This window comes from Mycobacterium sp. 48b, from assembly GCF_048282725.1.
Taxonomy (GTDB): domain Bacteria; phylum Actinomycetota; class Actinomycetes; order Mycobacteriales; family Mycobacteriaceae; genus Mycobacterium.
On record NZ_JBLVUL010000001.1, the window covers coordinates 4,416,949 to 4,435,366 of the forward strand.

Below are 18,418 nucleotides of genomic sequence, written 5' to 3' on the forward strand. Positions count from 1 at the left end.
TCACTGAACGGGTGCGTTCGCCAACTGCTGAGCCAGGTTCCGTACGGATGGCGCCTCGAACAGCGTCAGCATGGTGAGTTCGACGTCGAGGGCCCCGTTGATCGCGGCGATGGCCCGCATCGCGGAGATCGAATCGCCGCCCGAATCGAAGAAGGACGTCTCGACGCCCACGCGGTCGACGCCCAGCACCTCGGCAAAGATACTGGCCAGGATCTGCTCGACCAGGGTGGTCGGCGGGCTGTACGAATCATCGGTCTCACCGACGGCAGCCGTCGACACCGCCCGATGGCCCCACCCGTCGAGCCGATCGGCCTTCGTCAGCAGATCCAAGGACGACACCGGGCGGCGGGGATGGGCCGTCATCGCCACCAGTACCTTTTTGAACCGCTCCATGAGCGCTTGGACGGTCTCCCTGTCGAAGACATCGGTGTCGTATTGGACCCGAAGGTCCAACTCGCGGCCCGGGCCGGCCTGCACCGCGATCGGATAGTGATAGAAGTCGCGGCTGCTGAAACCGGTGACGGCCAGCCCGTCACCACCCGGTGGCGTCCCGGTATCGGTCGGATAGTTCTCGTAGACGAAGACCGTGTCGAAGAGTGTGTCCTGGCCTGTCATGCGGTGAATGTCGCTGAGCGCCACGTGCTGATGATCCAGCGTGTCGTTGTGGGCACTCTGCAGCTGATCGAGCAGATCGGCAGTGGTGGTGTCCGGCGAGAAGGTGGCCCGCACCGGCACCGTGTTGATCAGCAGACCGACCATCGAATCCGCACCGTCGACCTCCGGTGGCCGACCCGAGACCACAGTTCCGAAGGCGACGTCGTGATGGCCGGTCAGCGAGCTGAGCAGCAGCGCCCAGGCACCCTGTAGTACGACGTTCACCGTGGTGCGATGCGAGCGCGCCAACTTGGCAAGGGCCCGCGTGGTTTTCGCGGGGACCCGATACGAGTCGACGCAACGCTCCCCGATCCGCAGCTTCTGCGGTGGTCCGACGAGAATCGGGGTGTCAAAACCGGCCAGCACCTCACGCCACGCCGCATGGGCGGCATGGTGATCGCGTTCGGACAACCACGTCACGTAGCTGCGATACGGGGAGGCGGCAGGCAGTCGCAATCCCTGGTAACCGGCGAAGATCTCCTGCATCAGGATCGGCATCGACCAGCCGTCGAGCACGATGTGATGGTTGGTCACCACGAACCTGTGACGGTCGTCTGCGATCCGGATCAGGACCACCCTGAAGGCGGGCTGGTTCTCGAGGTCGCACACTGCGCCACGTTCGGCGGCGCAGATCTCCTCGATCTGCTCGTCGACGCCAATGCCGTTGGCGTCCAACTCGATATACCGCCAGGGCGTCACCGGATCAGCGGGGATCACCTGCACGGGTTGCTCGAATTGCGGGCAGAAGCGGGCAGCCAGATGCGGATGCCGGCCCACCACGGTCTGCACGGCATCGCGCAGCCGGTGTACGTCGAGCGGACCGCTCAATGCGAGGTCCAGCTGCACCGCGTAGACGTCGTCGCCGGAGGAGTTCGCGATGCTCGCGTGGTACAGCAGTCCCTGCTGCAACGGCGTCAGGAGAAGTACGTCTGCGATGGGGAATTCGCTGTGCAACGCATCGATCTGGTGCTGGCTCAGGCGTGCAGGCGCGATGTCCGACGGCGTCAATCCGCCCCCACCTCGCCTGACATGGGCACAGATACCCGCCAGGGCGTCAAACCACAACCGGCTGATCCGGGTGACGGCCGTACGATCCAGTGCGGTGGGCGCCCACGTCCAGGTGGCATTCAGGTGCGGGCCGCTGTCGGTGTCGATGGTGACCGCGTTGAGCTCTACGGAGTGCGCCAGCGCAATCGGCATCGCGCCCGCCGCACCGGTCATCGACAAGCCGTCCTGACTGAAACGCCATACGTCACCAGACGCATACGCCGCCGGGGAGCCCAGCCGCCCGAGATAGTTGAACCCGATCACCGGATCGGATCCGGCCAGATCCACGTCGGAGTTGAGGTAGCGCAGCAGCCCGTAGGTCAAGCCGTCGGGCAGGGCGCGGAGCTGCTCTTTGGCGTCCTTGATGACCGCACCGAGCGCCGCATCGCCTGCCACCACCTGCGTCCAACGCAGCCCACCGACCGCCAGCGACACCGGATACTTGGCGGTGAACCACCCGACCGTGCGTGACAGGTCGACGTCTGGATCATCGGGTGCGCCCAGATCTGCCAGGTCCTCTTGACGCCCGTGGCCCTCCACGTCGATGGCGATCGGAGCGCCGTCGGTCCCGAGATACTGGGACCACGCCAGGGCGAACGCGATCAACAGGATCTCTTGCACCCCGGCGTGAAATGCCGCCGGAACGTCGCCCAGCAACATGTGGGTGGTCTCGGCATCGAGAAACTCTGTGAGGTATCCAGCAGTGGCGAACGTGTCCTCCGCGGGACGCGGTGCCGGCAATGCGGGTGGGATCGAGGCCACCTGCCGCCATGCCCCCGCCCGGCCGACCACCTCGGGGTGATGCGCGTACTCACCCAGCAGATCCGCCCACCGCTTGAAGGACGTACCCGTAGGTGGCAGCAGCACCGGCTGCTCACCGCGATGCTGGGTCCAGGCGATGTTGAGGTCCTCCAACACAATTCGCCACGACACTCCGTCGACTGCCATATGGTGGGCGACCAACGCCAGTTGCCCTGTGGCGGAACTCCACAACGCGCTCAACATCACCCCGGCGGCGGGATTCAACCGCGACCGTGCCGCTGCCAGCGCGTCTTCCGTCAACAGGTCGACGGTCAGCAGATGCTCGCGTGCATCCACCGCATCCGGTTCGGGCACCGTCAACGCCCATCCACCGGCGCCGTCGTCCTCGGCACGCAATCGGAGCATGCCATGACGAGCCAGCAAGGCCTGCAACAGGATTACCACGTCGTCCTCGGACGCACCGGCGGGTGCCTGCAGCACCACCGTCTGATTGAACTCGTCGATCGGGCCGTCGACACGCTCCAGGCCCTTCAGCCACCGCATGATCGGGGTCGCCACCACCGGACCGAAACCCTCGTCGATCACATCGGCGGCGCTGTTGGCCATCCTGACCACCCGCGCCAACCGGGCCACCGTCTGCTGGACGAAGATGTCGCGCGGGCGGCCGGTCAAGCCCGCACTGTGGGCGCGCCAGATCACCTGAATGGCCGAGATGCTGTCGCCGCCAAGGTCGAAGAACGAGTCGTCGACGCCGACCTGTTCCAGCCCGAGGACTTGGGCGAAGATACCGGCGAGAAGCTCCTCGACTCCGGTGGCCGGAGCACGGTACCGATCGACGTCCTGGTATTCCGGTGCAGGCAACGCGCGAATGTCGAGTTTGCCGTTGACCGTCAAAGGCAGGGCCTCGATCTCCACCACCGCGGTCGGGACCATGTACGGCGGCAGCTTCTCCCCCAGCGCGGCCCGCAGCTCAGCAGGATCGGCGCTCCCGGTGACGTAGCCGACCAGCCGCTTGTCCCCGGGACGATCCTCCCGGGCGATCACCACCGCCTGCTCGACACCGTCCAATGCCATCAAGGCCGACTGGATCTCACCGAGCTCGATGCGATAGCCACGAATCTTGACCTGCTCATCGGCACGCCCCAGGTACCGCAATTCTCCATCCGGTCCCCACGACACCAGATCCCCGGTGCGATACATCCGCATCCCCGGCGACCCGAACGGACACGCCACAAACCGCGTCGATGTCAACGGCCCCCGGCCGACATACCCGTAGCCCAAACCCGCACCGGCCACGTACAACTCACCCACCACACCGACAGGCACCGGACGCAACCAGCCATCGAGCACCACAAAGGCCAGGTGCCTCAGCGGCACACCGATCGGGCTGACCGCGACCTCTACATCGGCATCGGTGATCTCACGGAACGAGGCATGCACCGTCGTCTCGGTGATCCCGTACATGTTGATCAACCGCGGCAACACCGGGTGGTCCTGCATCCAGTCCGCGAGCCGGGTCGGGTCCAACGCCTCACCGCCGAATACGACCAACTCAAGCTGGAGCTCTGAACCCGGCTCGGATGACAGCTCATCCGCTGCTTGCAGCGCATAGAACGCCGACGGTGTCTGGCTCAATACACTGACCCGCTCGGCGACCAGCAGGGCGTGAAACTCTTCGGGTGACCGTGCCACCGAATCCGACACCACCACCAACCGCCCGCCGTGCAGCAGGGCGCCGAATATCTCCCACACCGAGAAGTCAAAGGCGAGCGAATGGCTTTGCGTCCAGACTTGATCCGCCGTCAACTCCAGATCGGCGTCCAAGGCATGTAGCAGGCGGGTCACGTTGCGGTGTGGGATCGCCACGCCTTTCGGCACGCCTGTCGTGCCCGAGGTGTAGATCAGGTACGCGACATCGTCGGGGCCCGGCGCCGGAAGACGCGTGTCGGGTTGGCCGGCCACCGCGGCATCGTCGACGGCGATCACGCTCAACTCGGCCCCGGTCAGCCGATCGGCCAGATCCGTGGTGGTGACCGCCGCCAGCGGCGTGGAATCGCTGAGGATGAACTCCAGCCGGGAATCGGGAACCGCGGGATCGATCGGTACGTACGCCGCGCCGGTCTTGAGCACCGCGAAGATCGCGACGATCGCCTCGACTGACCGCGAGAACAGCAACGCCACCCGCCGGCCCGGTCCCACACCCTGCTCGACGAGCAGGTGCGCCAATCGATTCGCGGCCCGATCGAGATCCCCGTACGTGATATGGCTTCCGTCGAAACTGACTGCCACCGCGCCGGGATCACGGGTCACCTGAGCTTCGAACTGAGCTGGGATCGACGACGGCCCGGGTGCGCGGCGTTTCAGCGTCGCCAGGTTGCCGACTGTGTCCAGCTGAGTCCGCTCATCGGCATCGAGCACATCGATCGCAGAGAGTCGCCGGGTGGGATCGGCGGCCATCGCCTCGAGGACGCGATGTAACCGATCGATCAGGGCTTCGATGCCGGCGGCGTCGAACACGTCGGTACGGAATTCGACCGTGCCGGAAATCCCAGCGGCCTCACCGGCGTCCGTCCAACGCTCGGCCAGCGAGATCGACAGGTCCATCCGCGCGGTGTGGGTGTCCAGCGGCAACTGGGTGACCCGCAGATCCCCCAGTGCCACCCCGCTGCCGGAATCGCCCGCCTGTCCGGGGACGTTCTGCCAGGCCAGCATCACCTGCACCAGCGGATGGTGGGTGAGCGACCGGGTCGGATTGAGCCGCTCGACGAGCACCTCGAACGGCACGTCCTGGTGCTCGAAGGCACCGAGACTGCGTGCTCGAACTTGAGCCAGCACCTCGGTGACACTCGGGTCCCCTGCCAGATCGACGCGTAGCACCAACGTGTTGACGAAGAATCCGATCAGCTCGTCGAGAGCGGGGTCGCGGCGCCCTGCGATCGGGAAGCCGACCGCCACATCGGAACTCCCGCCGAGCTTGGACAGCAGGGTCAGCAGTGCCGCTTGGATGACCATGAATTTGGTCGCGTTGTGATCGCGAGCCAGGCGAGTCACCTGCTGCTGCAGATCTGCCGGCCACTCCACCTCGACCCGGTCGCCATGCTGGTCAGCCACCAACGGATAGGGGCGGTCGGTCGGCAATGCCAGCCGTTCCGGCATCCCGGCCAGTGTGTCCGCCCAGAACCTCAGTTGCTGCGAGATGCGGCTGTCGCTGTCTTCCAGATCGCCGAGCTGGGCACGCTGCCAGAGCGTGTAATCCGCGTACTGGACCGCCAACGGCTGCCAGCGTGGCGCCTGTCCTTCACGCCGACTGGCGTAGGCCACTCCCAGATCGGCGACCAGCGGAGTGATCGACCACCCGTCGGCGGCGATGTGGTGCACCACCGCCACCAGCACGTGCTCGTTCTCGGTTACGCGGAAAACCTTTGCCCGCAGCGGGATCTCGGAAGCCAAATCGAAACTGTGGCGCGCCGCGTCCTCGATGGCCTGCTCCAACCTGCCGGCCGGCCATCCGACCGCGTCAACCACCTCCCAGCCGAACGCGGTCTGCTCGGCGGGAACAATCACCTGCTGAGGTGTCCCGTCGACCGTCGGGAACAACGTGCGCAGGCTCTCGTGACGGTCCAGGAGGTCTCCGAACGCCGCGCCCAGCGCGTCGACATCAAGGGGGCCGTCAAGGCGCAATCCCGCCGCCAGGTTGTAAACCGGTGAAGGACCGTTCAATTGGTCGACGAACCACAACCGGCTCTGCGCAAACGACAGCGGCATCACCGCAGGCCGATCACAGGCCAGCAGCGGCTGATGCCGTCCTTCATCGTCACCGATGTGAAATATCAGTTGGGCCACCGTCGGGGCGTCGAACAGGACGCGCTCCTCGAGTCCGGTGCCCAGGGTCCGGTTGAGGGCGGCGACCAGGCGCATGGCCTGCAAGGAATCCCCGCCGAGATCGAAGAAGGAGTCATCGACGCCGACGCGGTCCAGGCCGAGGATCTGGGCGTAGATGCCGGCCAGGATCTCCTCGGTGGGTGTGGCTGGGGCCCGGTAGGCATCGAGGTGCTGGTATTCCGGTGCCGGCAGGGCCTTTTTGTCCAGCTTGCCATTGACGGTCAGCGGCATCGCATCGACGGCGACCACTGCGGCGGGCACCATGTACGGCGGGAGCTTATCTCCCAACATCGCACGCAATTCAGCAGGATCGGCGGTCCCGGTGATGTAACCGACCAGCCGCTTGTCGCCGGCCCGGTCCTCCCGGGCGATCACCACCGCCTGCTCGACACCATCCAAAGCCATCACGGCCGACTGGATCTCACCCAACTCGATGCGATAACCACGAATCTTGACCTGCTCATCGCCGCGCCCCAGGAACTGCAACTGCCCATCAGCGCCCCACGACACCAGATCACCGGTGCGATACATGCGAATGCCCGATGTTCCGTTGTCAGCGAACGGGCAGGCCACAAACCGCGACGCGCTCAACCCGGGGCGGCCCACATACCCGTAGCCCAAACCTGCACCGGCGACATACAACTCGCCCACGACTCCGACCGGCACCGGACGCAACCAGCCGTCCAGTACGAAGAAGGCAAGATCCGCCAGCGGCACACCGATCGGCGAAACCGGGCTGCCCACATCGGTGGCGGTGATCTCACGGAACGAGGCATGCACCGTCGTCTCGGTGATCCCGTACATATTGATCAACCGCGGCATCACCGGATACCTGTCCAGCCATGAGGCGAGCCTCTGCGGTTCCAACGCCTCCCCGCCGAACACCACGAGCTCAAGGGACAGCTGACGGTCAGACCGGTTGTCGTCAACCGCGGCCAACGCGTAGAACGCTGCCGGTGTCTGACTCAACACACTCACGCGCTCATCGACGAGCAGGGAGTGGAACTCCTCAGGCGAGCGCGTCACCGATTCGGGCACCACCACCAACCGGCCACCATGCAGCAGCGCGCCGAAAACCTCCCACACCGAAAAGTCGAAGGCCAACGAATGACACTGCGTCCACACCTGCCCCGCCGACAGATCCACATCACGATCGATCGCAGCCAACAACCGCACCACATTCCGATGCGCAACCGCCACACCCTTGGGCACACCCGTCGTACCCGAGGTGTAGATCAAATACGCAACATCCTCGCCAGATGGTTCGATCGGCGGTGTGGTACTCGGCCGGTCCGCCGCAGCGGGGTCGTTGACATGGATGACCGTCAACCCGCGCCCACCCAGGCGATCGGCCAGATCACCGGTCGTAACCGCGACCGCCGGCTCGGAGTCGGCCAGTACGAAATCGATTCGTGCGTCGGGCACCGACGGATCGATCGGCACATACGCCGCACCGGTCTTGAGCACCGCCAAGATCGCCACGACGGCCTCAACCGACCGCGAAAACAACAACGCCACCCGACGGCCCGGCCCCGCACCCCGCTCGATCAGCAGATGCGCCAACCGATTCGAAGCCGCATCCAGCCCGCGATAGGTCAATGAGCAATTGCCCGCGGTGACCGCCACCGCGTCCGGACGACGAGATGCCTGCTCGGCGAACAACACCGGCACCGACACCGACACCGGGACCGCCCCGCTCAACGCCGCCCGGTTACCCCACTCATCCAGCTCCTCGACGTCATCGTCATCGTCGAGATCCATCGACAACAATCGCCGGTTGGCGTCGGCAGTCACGCTGGCTGAACCTCCCCGGTCATGGCCTCAAGTACCCGTTGGAACCGTGCGACCACTTTGTGCACCCGCTTCGCGGTGAATACGTCGGTGTCGAATTCGACCCGCAGAACCAGTTCGGCGCCGGGCATGGCTTGCAGGGTCAGGGGGTAGTGGTTGTATTCGCGGCCGTTGACCTTGGTGATGGCCAACCCGTCGGCCATCGTGGCCGCGACCGTCTCGACCGGGTAGTTCTGGTAGACGAAAAGCGTGTCGAACAGTTGGTCCTGGCCCACGGCACGGTGAATATCGCTGAGAGCCAGATGCTGATGCTCGAGGGTGTCGCCGTGATGGCGTTGCAGTTCGTCGAGCAGACCGGCGATCGTCGTGTCCGGGGTGATGGTGGCCCGAACCGGCACGGTATTGATCAGCAGGCCCACCATCGAATCCGCGCCGGCCACGTCCGCCGACCGGCCCGAGACCGCGACACCGAAGGCGACGTCATGCCGGCCCGTGAGCCACATGAGCACCTGTGCCCACGCCGCTTGGAGCACGGTGCTGGCAGTCGTGTGCTGTGAGCGCGCGAGTTCATTGACCGCTCGGGTGGTTTCGGCGGGCAATCGGAACGACTCGGTGGCCCGTCGCCCTGGAGTTGCCCGGTTGGGAGCGACCAGAGCCGGGGTGGCGAAGCCCGCCAGGACTTCGCGCCACGCGGTGTGAGCAGCGTCGACGTCTCGATCGGCCAGCCAGGTGACGAACCTGCGGTAGGGCGGGGCGGCGGGAAGCCGCTGCCCGTAATAGCCGGCGAAGATCTCCTGCAACAGGATCGGCAGTGACCAGCCGTCGAGCACGATGTGGTGATACGTCATCACGAAGCGGTGCTCGTCCTGCGCGGACCGGATCAGCGCCGCGCGGAACGCCGATTGGTGGGCCAGATCGCAGACAGTCGTGCGTTCGTCGGCGCACAACCTCTGGATGCGCTCGTCCACACCGGTGCCATCTGTGTCCGTGGTCATGTCGAGGTACTGCCAGGGCACGCTCGGTTCCGCCGGGATGATCTGGACGGGTTCGCCGAATCGTTTGTCGAACCGCGCGGCCAGGTTGGGGTGACGGCTGACCACGGTGCGCACCGCCTCGCGCAGCCGGTGTGGATCCAGCGGGCCTGTGATGGTGACGTCGAGTTGCATGGCGTAGACGTCGTCATCGTTGCTTCGAGTTGCATTGGCCTGGAACAGAAGTCCCTGCTGTAGGGGCGTCAGGGGCAGCACATCGGCGATCCGGTGGTGCTCACTCAGCTCGTCTATCTCGGGCTGGGTGAGACGTGCGGGGAGAATGTCGGACGGCGTCAGGCCGCCGCCACCCCTGCGGATGTGCGCACAGATTCCGGTGAGCGCCTCGAACCACAGTTGACTCAGCCGGCTGATCTGGGTCTCGTCGAGAGCCGAGGGCGCCCACGTCCAGGCCGCGTGAAGACTTGGGCCGGCATCGGTTTCGGCGGTGCTCGCGTTGAGTTCGACCGTGTGTCCCAGCGGCATCGGTATGGCCGCGGCGACCGCCGCGACCGCCGCTCCGTCACGGCTGACCTGCCACAGCCCGGCAAGTTCGTCCGACTGTGCTGGGCCGGTCGCGCCCAGCCTGCCGAGATAGTTGAATCCGATGGTCGGGTCGGCTCCGGACAGATCGACGTCGGGGTTGAGGTAGCGAAGGAGTCCGTAGGTCATTCCCTCGGGCAGGCCGCGCAGTTGTTCCTTGGCGTCCTTGATCACGCGGCCGAGTGCCGGATCGCCGGCCCGCACCTCAGCCCATTGCAGCCCGGCAAGGGGCCCTCGGACATCGAGTGTCACAGGGTACTTGGTGGTGAACCAGCCCACGGTTCGCGAGAGGTCGAGATTTCGGTCGAATGCCCCACCCAATTCCTCGGTACGGCCGTGGCCCTCGACGTCGATGGCGACCGGCAAGGTGACTCCCAGGAACTCGGTCAGGGCCAGCCCGTAGGCGATCAGCAGAATGTCTTGTACCCCAGCGTGGAACGCTGCCGGAACCTCACCGAGCAGGACGCGGGTGGTCTCGACATCCAACGACGCGGTGAGGTGCCCGGCGGCCCCGTACGTGTCGACATCGGGCCGGACCTCGGGTAGTGCGGCGGGGGTCGCCAACACACGCCGCCAGGTGTCGGCCTGATCCGCCACTGCCGCCGAGCGCGCGTGTTCACCGAGCAGTTCGGTCCACTGCGCGAATGAAGTCCCGGTGACCGGCAAATCCACCGGCTGGCCCTGACAATGTTGAACCCAGGCGATATTGAGGTCCTCGAGCAAAATCCGCCACGACACGGCGTCGATCGCGAGGTGGTGAATGGTCAACACCAATTGGCCGGTGGTTGCCACCCACAGGGCACTGGCCATCGCTCCCGCGCCCGGGTTCAGCCGCGACCGGGCCCGCACCAACGCATCGTCGGTCAGCGCGTCGACAGACTCCAGATGCGCTCGCACCGAACCCTTCTCGGGTACCAGGAGCGACCAGCCCCCCGCCCCGGCGTCTTGGGCACGCAACCGCAGCATGGCATGCCGGTCGAGCAGGGCGGTCAGCACCATCTCGACATCGGACACGGTGGCTCCCGGCGGTGCCTGGACCACCACCGTCTGATTGAACTGGTCCACCTGGCCGCCGGCACGGTCAACCGCTTCCAGCCAGCGCATGATCGGCGTTGCACCCACCGGACCGACGCCTTCGTCGACAGGACCGGCGTCGTCGCCGTCGACGCCCACCACCAGCGCCAATCGAGCCACCGTCTGTTCGACGAAAATGTCACGGGGCCTGCACATCACCCCGCACGCCCGGGCCCGGGCCACCACTTGCATGGAAAGAATGCTGTCGCCACCCAGGTCGAAGAACGAGTCGTCGACCCCGACCCGCTCGAGCCCGAGCACCTGCGCGTAGATACCGGCCAGGATCTCCTCGACCGCTGTCTCCGGCGCACGGTAGTGCTCGGCATCCTGGTATTCCGGTGCAGGCAAGGCGCGAGTATCGAGTTTGCCGTTGACCGTCAACGGCAGTGCGTCCAGGACCACGATCGCTGCCGGAACCATGTACTGCGGAAGTCGATCGGCCAGCGCGCCTCGCATACCGGCCGGATCCACCGAACTGGCCGCGGCCGGGGTGACATAGCCGACCAGACGCTTGACGCCCGGATGGTCCTCGCGAGCGATCACCACCGCCTGCCCGACTCCGTCCAGCGCACCCAAGGCGGCCTGAACCTCGCCGAGTTCGATGCGATAACCACGAATCTTGACCTGGTCGTCGGCACGGCCCAGGTACTGCAGCTGCCCGTCAGCACGCCAGCTCACCAGGTCTCCGGTGCGATACATCCGTGTTGCGGGCTGCCCCGGTTCACCGAACGGGCACGCCACGAACCGCGCTGCGGTCAAGCCCGCGCGGCCCAGGTAACCGCACGCCACGCCCCCGCCGGCCACATACAGTTCGCCGATCACCCCGGCAGGCACCGGGCGCAGCCACTCATCGAGTACGAACAATGCCGACGTCGGGACCGGTGCCCCGATGGGCGCTGCCCCCGACCCGGGTTTCAGGGGTGCGCTCATCGACGCGTACACCGTGATCTCCGTGGGGCCATAGGCATTGATCACCACGCGTCCGGGTGCCCACCGATCGACGACTTCACCCGGACAGGCTTCCCCACCGAGCAGCAACGCGACGGACTCGAGTCCTTGCGGAGACAGCGCCCCGGCTGCCGACGGAGTTTGGGTGAGCACGTTGACCCGCTCGCCGACCAGGAGAGCATGGAAGTCCTCGGGTGAACTCACGATGGACTCGGGCACGACGACCAGGCGTGCCCCGCCCAGCAGCGCAGCCCAGATCTCCCATACCGAGAAGTCGAATGCGTACGAATGACACTGCGTCCAAACCTGTCTCTCCGGAAGTTGTTCCGGTGTGGACCGGGCCAGGTGCGTCAGGTTGTGGTGCGTGACGGCCACGCCCTTGGGCAGTCCGGTGGTCCCCGAGGTGTAGATGAGGTAGGCGATGCCGTCCGGCGCCGGTTCCGCGGGCGCGGTGTCGGGCTGGTGAGCAATTGCCAAGTCATCGACATCGATCACGCGCAGGCCATGGCCATCGAGCCGGTCGGCCAGACCGCTGGTGGTGATCGCGGCGACCGGGGCGGCATCGGCCAGCATGAACTCGATCCGGGCCGTGGGCAGCGCGGGGTCGATGGCCAGGTAGGCGGCGCCGGCCTTCAACACCGCCAGCATCGCGACGATCGCGTCCGCGGAGCGCTCGAGCAGCAGGGCCACGCAGCTACCAGGTCCGGCACCTTGCCCGATGAGCAAGTGCGCCAACCGGTTCGCTGCCTCGTCGAGCGCGCGATAAGTCAGTGACCGGCCGTCGAAGGTGACCGCGACCGCTTCCGGGTTCCGCGCGACCTGCGCGGCGAACAATCCCGGGACCGATACCGGATCCGAGGACGGCCCCGGCCCCGCCAACGCAGCCCGGTTGCCGATCACGTCGAGGTGGGCGTGTTCGACGGCATCGAGCAGGTCGATCGAGGACAGGTGCCGGTCCGTGTCGGCGGTCATCGCCGACAGCACCAGCTCGAACCGCTTGATCATCGTTTCGATGGTCGCCGTGTCGAACACGTCGGTGCGGAACTCTACCGTCCCACCGATTCCGGCGGGTGCACCGGTCTGGGTCCGCCGTTCGGCGAGCGAGAAGCTCAGGTCCATGCGTGCGGTGTGGGTATCCGCGGGCATCTGGCTGACCTCCAGATCACCGAGCGCCAGGGCACTCCCGGACTGGCCGGGAACGTTCTGCCATCCCAGTGCCACCTGGATCAAGGGGTGATGGGTCAGCGACCGGGTCGGATTGAGCCGCTCGACGAGTACCTCGAACGGCACATCCTGATTGTCGTAGGCGGCCAGGCTGCGGGACCGCACCTGCGCCAGCAGTTCTGCCACCGTCGGATCCCCGGCCAGATCGGCCCGCAGGACCAAGGTGTTGACGAAGAACCCGATCAGGTCGTCGAGGGCGGGGTCGCGGCGCCCGGCGATGGGGAAACCCACTGCCACATCGGAGCTTCCGCTGAGCCTGGACAGGAGGGTCAGCAGCGCAGTCTGGATCACCATGAAGCTTGTCGCGTTGTGTTCGCGGGCGACCCGGGCGACCTGCTGCTGCAGTTCGGCCGGCCAGTCCAGCGAAACCATGGCGCCGCGTTGATCGGCCGCCGGCGGATAGGGCCGATCGGTGGGCAATGCCAACCGTTCGGGCATGCCGGCCAGCGCATCCTGCCAGTAGCTCACCTGTGTGGCGATACGGCTTTGGCTGTCGTCGAAGTCACCGAACTGGGCGCGCTGCCACAGCGTGTAGTCGACGTACTGAACGGCCAGATCGGCCCAGGCGGGCGCCCGCCCGGCGCTTCGGCCGGCGTAGGCCACCCCGAGGTCGGCCACCAGCGGGGCGAGAGACCAGGCGTCGGCGGCGATGTGGTGCACCACCGCCGCCAGCACGTGCTCGTCACCGCCGAGCCGGAAGAGGCTCGCCCGCAACGGGATTTCGCCGGACAGATCGAACGTGTGACGGGCCGCTTCGCCGATCGCCTCGTGCAGGTGATCCCCCGACCAGCCGGTGGCATCCACGACGTCCCAACCGAACCGGGCGTGCTCGATCGGCACCACCGACTGCCGCGGGATTCCCTCGACCGCGGGGAAGACGGTACGCAGGCTTTCGTGGCGGGCCACCACGTCGGCCAGCGCGACACCCAGGGCGTCGACATCCAGCGCCCCACTGATCCGCAGCGCGGTGGCCATGTTGTAAACCGGTGACGGGCCTTGCAGTTGGTCGAGGAACCACAGCCGGGACTGTGCGAACGACAGCGGAATCGTAGCGGGCCGCTGACCGGCCGCCAGCGGATCCAGGCGGGCCTCTTCGCCGCCGATCCGCGGCGCCAATTGCGCCACCGTAGGCGCCTCGAACAGGACCCGCACCGCAAGACCACTGTCGAGGGCGGTGTTGATCGCGGCAACCAGGCGCATCGCCGACAGGGAATCCCCACCCAGATCGAAGAACGAATCGTCGACCCCGACCCGCTCCACTCCCAGCACGGAGGCGTAGATCCCGGTCAGGATCTCCTCGGTAAGGGTGCCGGGCGCGCGGTAGCGGTCGATGTCCTGATACTCGGGTGCGGGCAGGGCGCGGGTGTTGAGCTTGCCGTTGGTGGTCAACGGCAGCGTCGGCAGCGAAACCACCGCGGCCGGAACCATGTAGGCCGGGAGCTGCTCGGCCAGCTGGGTGCGCAGCTTTGCCGGGTCCGCGGTCCCGGTCACGTAGCCCACCAGTCGTTGGTCCCCGGGACGATCGGTCCGGGCGATCACCGCGGCTTGCTCGACGCCGTCCAAGCCTGCCAAAACCGACTGAATCTCACCGAGTTCGATGCGATAGCCACGGATCTTGACCTGCTCATCGGCACGCCCGACGTAACGCAGCTGCCCATCGGGGCCCCAGCACACCAGATCCCCGGTGCGGTACATCCGCTGTCCCGGAGATCCGAAGGGGCAGGCCACAAATCGCGAACCGGTCAGGTCCGCGCGGCCCAGATAGCCGACGCCGACACCGCGGCCGGCCACATACAGCTCGCCGACCACACCGGCCGGAACCTGGCGCAAGGCCCCGTCCAGGACGAACACCGCGGCGCCCGGCACCGGCGCACCGATCGACGGCGCCCCCGTCCCTACGGCCAAAGGCTCAGTCCTGGAGGCACATATCGTGGTCTCGGTCGGACCATAGGCGTTTACCATCACCCGGCCCGGCGCCCAGCGGTCCACCAACTCGGCCGGGCAGGCCTCACCGGCCACCAGCAACGACACCGCGCCCAGCCGCTCTGGGGACAGCATCGCCACCGCCGACGGGGTCTGGCTCAAGACATCGACCTGTTCGGCGACGAGCAACGCCTGCAGGTCCTCCGGTGAGCGGGCCACCGACTCGGGCACGACCACCAGCCGCCCGCCGTGCAACAGCGCGCCCCAGATCTCTTCGACCGAGGCGTCGAAGGCGTAGGAATGCCACTGCGTCCACACCTGTCCCGCCAGGAAGGTGTCGTGCGACCCCAACAGTACGGTCACATTGCGGTGGGTGATCGCCACACCTTTGGGGACGCCGGTGGTGCCCGAGGTGTAGATGACGTAGGCGACATCGTCGGGGTGCGACATCGGCAATACGGCGCCGGGGACACCGTCGAGAACCGGGTCCGCGGCATCACCGACACGGATGACCCGCAGGTCGCATCCTGCCAGCCGGTCCGCCAGGCCCGCAGTGACGATCGCGACCGTCGGCCCGGCGTCGGCAAGCATGAATTCGATTCGCGCATCGGGCAACACGGGGTCGATCGGCAGATATGCCGCGCCCGCCTTGAGCACCGCCAGCATGGCCACGATCGCGTCCGCCGAGCGTTCCGACAGCAACGCCACGCATGCACCCGGACCGACGCCGTGGGCGGTCAGCCTGTGCGCAAGTCGAGTTGCGGCCGCATCCAGCTCCAGGTACGTCATGCGACTGCCGTCGAAACTGATCGCCACGGCCTCGGGCACCCGGGCAGCCTGTGCGGCGAACAGCGCCGGGATCGAGATTGTGGACGAGGCGGTCGTCGGAGCATTCAGTACCGCCCGATTGCCCCACCCGTCCAGACGCGCGCGCTCGGCCTCGTCGAGAAGATCGAGTGACGAGACCCGCTGGGACGTGTCGGCGGTCATCGCCGCCAGAACCCGCCGCCACCGTGCGATCAACGCCTCGATGCTGCCGGCGTCGAACACATCGGTACGGAACTCCACTGCCCCGCCGATCCCGGCGGGCTCACCCTCGGGCGTCCAGCGTTCCCCGAGGGAGAACGTCAGATCCATGCGGGCGGTCTGTGTGTCGACCGGCAACGGGGTGACCTGAAGGTCTCCCAGGCTCAGCCCGCCGGCCGGGCCGGTGTCCTGCCATGGAAGGTTCTGCCACGCCAACGCCACCTGAACCAGCGGGTGATGGGTCAGGCTGCGGGTCGGGTTGAGCCGCTCCACCAGAACCTCGAACGGCACGTCCTGGTGCTCGAAAGCGGCCAGGCTCCGCGCCCGCACCTGGGCCAACACCTCTGCCACGGCGGGATCCCCGGCCAGATCCACGCGGAGCACCAAGTTGTTGACGAAGAAGCCCACCAACTCTTCGAGGGCGCGGTCACTGCGCCCGGCGATCGGGAACCCGACGGCCACATCGGAACTGGCACTCATCTTGGACAGCAGCACCGCCAGCGAAGCCTGCATCACCATGAAGTTCGTCGCGCCGTGCTCGCCGGCCACTGCGCACACCCGCTGTTGTAGCTCGACCGGCCAGTCGACCGCGACGGTGGAGCCGCGCTGATCGGCGACCGGCGGGTAGGGCCGATCGGTGGGCAGCGCGATACGTTCGGGGAGCCCGGCCAGCGCGTTTTCCCAGTAGGTCAACTGCGCGGCGATGGGACTGTCGGAGTCGTCGAGATCGCCCAACTGCTCACGCTGCCACAACGTGTAGTCGACATACTGCACTGCCAGCGGCTCCCAGTCGGGTGCCGCCCCTGCGCAGCGGCCGGCGTACGCCACACTGAGATCACTCACCAGCGGGGCGAGTGACCAGCCATCGGCGGCGATATGGTGCACGACCGCCACCAGTACGTGGTCGTCGTAGGCGACGCGGAAAAGCTTCGCCTGCAACGGGATTTCGGAAGCAAGGTCAAAGCTGTACCTCACCGCGGCGCCGATGGCCTCGTTCAGCGCGCTCTCGGTCCAGCCGGCGGCATCGACGACGGCCCAACCGAAGTCCGCTCGGTCGACGGACATGACCACCTGACGAGGAGTTCCGTCGGGCGCATCGAACAGCGTGCGCAGGCTCTCATGGCGACCCACGACATCGCCCAGTGCCGCACCCAACGCGTCGGTGTCGAGCCGTCCATGAAGCCGTAGGCCGACCGGCATGTTGTAGACCGGCGACGGCCCCTGCAGCTGGTCGACGAACCACAACCGGTTCTGGGCGAACGACAGCGGGATCACCGCGGGGCGCTCACCGGCGACCAGCGGTGCCAGTCGCCGCTCGCCTTCACCGATACACAGCGCAAGCTGGGCAACCGTGGGTGATTCGAACACCGTCCGTACCGAAAGCTCGGTATCCATGCTGGCGTTGATCGCGGAGACCAGACGCATCGTCGAGACGGAATCTCCGCCCAGATCGAAGAACGAGTCGTCGGCGCCGACCCGATCGACACCCAGGACCCGCGCGTAGATGCCGGCCAGGATCTCCTCGTCGGGACTGGCCGGCGCACGGTAGTGGTCGACGTCCCGATAGTCCGGCGCCGGTAGCGCCCGGGTATCGAGTTTGCCGTTCACCGTCACCGGCAGCGCGGCGAGGGCCACCACCGAGGCGGGAACCATGTAGCCCGGCAGCCGTTCGGCAAGTGCGGCACGCGCCTTCACCGGATCGGCCGTCCCGGTGATGTAACCCACCAGACGCTTGTCGCCCGGGTTGTCCTCGCGCGCGATCACCGCCGCTTGATCCACGCCGTCCAGGGCGTTCAGCGCCGACTGGATCTCGCCGAGTTCGATGCGGTACCCGCGGATCTTGACCTGTTCATCAGCGCGGCCGAAGTAGTCCAGCTGCCCGTCCGCGCGCCACCGCACCAGGTCTCCGGTGCGATACATGCGCGTGCCGGGCTCCCCGAACGGGCAGGCCATGAAGCGGGAAGCGGTCAGCGCCGTCCGGCGCCAGTACCCGATGCCGACGCCCGCGCCGGCCAGATACAACTCACCGACCACGCCGGCGGGCACCGGACGCAGCCACTCGTCCAGCACGAAGAACGCCGCCCACGCCGTCGGCGAACCGATCGGTGGAGCCCCGGTCCCGGCCGCCAGCGGCGCACTGGCACACAACCACATGGTGGTCTCGGTCGGGCCGTAGACGTTGACCATCACCCGTCCCGGCGCCCAGCGATCCACCAATTCCGGTGGACAGGGCTCCGCGCCGATCACCAATGCCGTGGCGTCCAGGCCCTGCACCGGCAGCACTCCCACCGCCGACGGGGTCTGCGTCAACACCGTGACCTGCTCGCGCAGCAGGAGGGCATGGAAGTCTTCCGGGGAACGAGTCACCGTGTCGGGCACCACCACGAGCCGCCCGCCGTGCAGCAGTGCACCCCAGATCTCCCAGACCGAGAAGTCGAACGCATATGAGTGGAACTGCGTCCACACCTGCCCCGGCTCCAGCGGTATCCCGATCTGGAGCGAGTCGAACAGCTGCG

General features: G+C 66.9%; 2 protein-coding genes (1 of these 2 cut by a window edge). Both read right to left on the minus strand.

All coding sequences use genetic code 11. The features are described 5' to 3' along the window. Positions 1–8,139, minus strand: coding sequence for an amino acid adenylation domain-containing protein (locus ACNQR1_RS21835; RefSeq protein WP_418047807.1), 8,139 nt, complete (start codon positions 8,137–8,139; stop codon positions 1–3). Continuing rightward, positions 8,136–18,418, minus strand: the final stretch of a protein-coding gene (locus tag ACNQR1_RS21840; RefSeq protein WP_418047808.1) for a non-ribosomal peptide synthase/polyketide synthase. Its footprint extends 14,101 nt past the window's final position; 10,283 of the gene's 24,384 nt are visible here — the last part of the coding sequence; the start codon falls outside the window, past its right edge — the gene reads right to left on this strand; it ends in the stop codon at positions 8,136–8,138. The genes ACNQR1_RS21835 and ACNQR1_RS21840 overlap by 4 nt, the downstream gene beginning before the upstream one ends.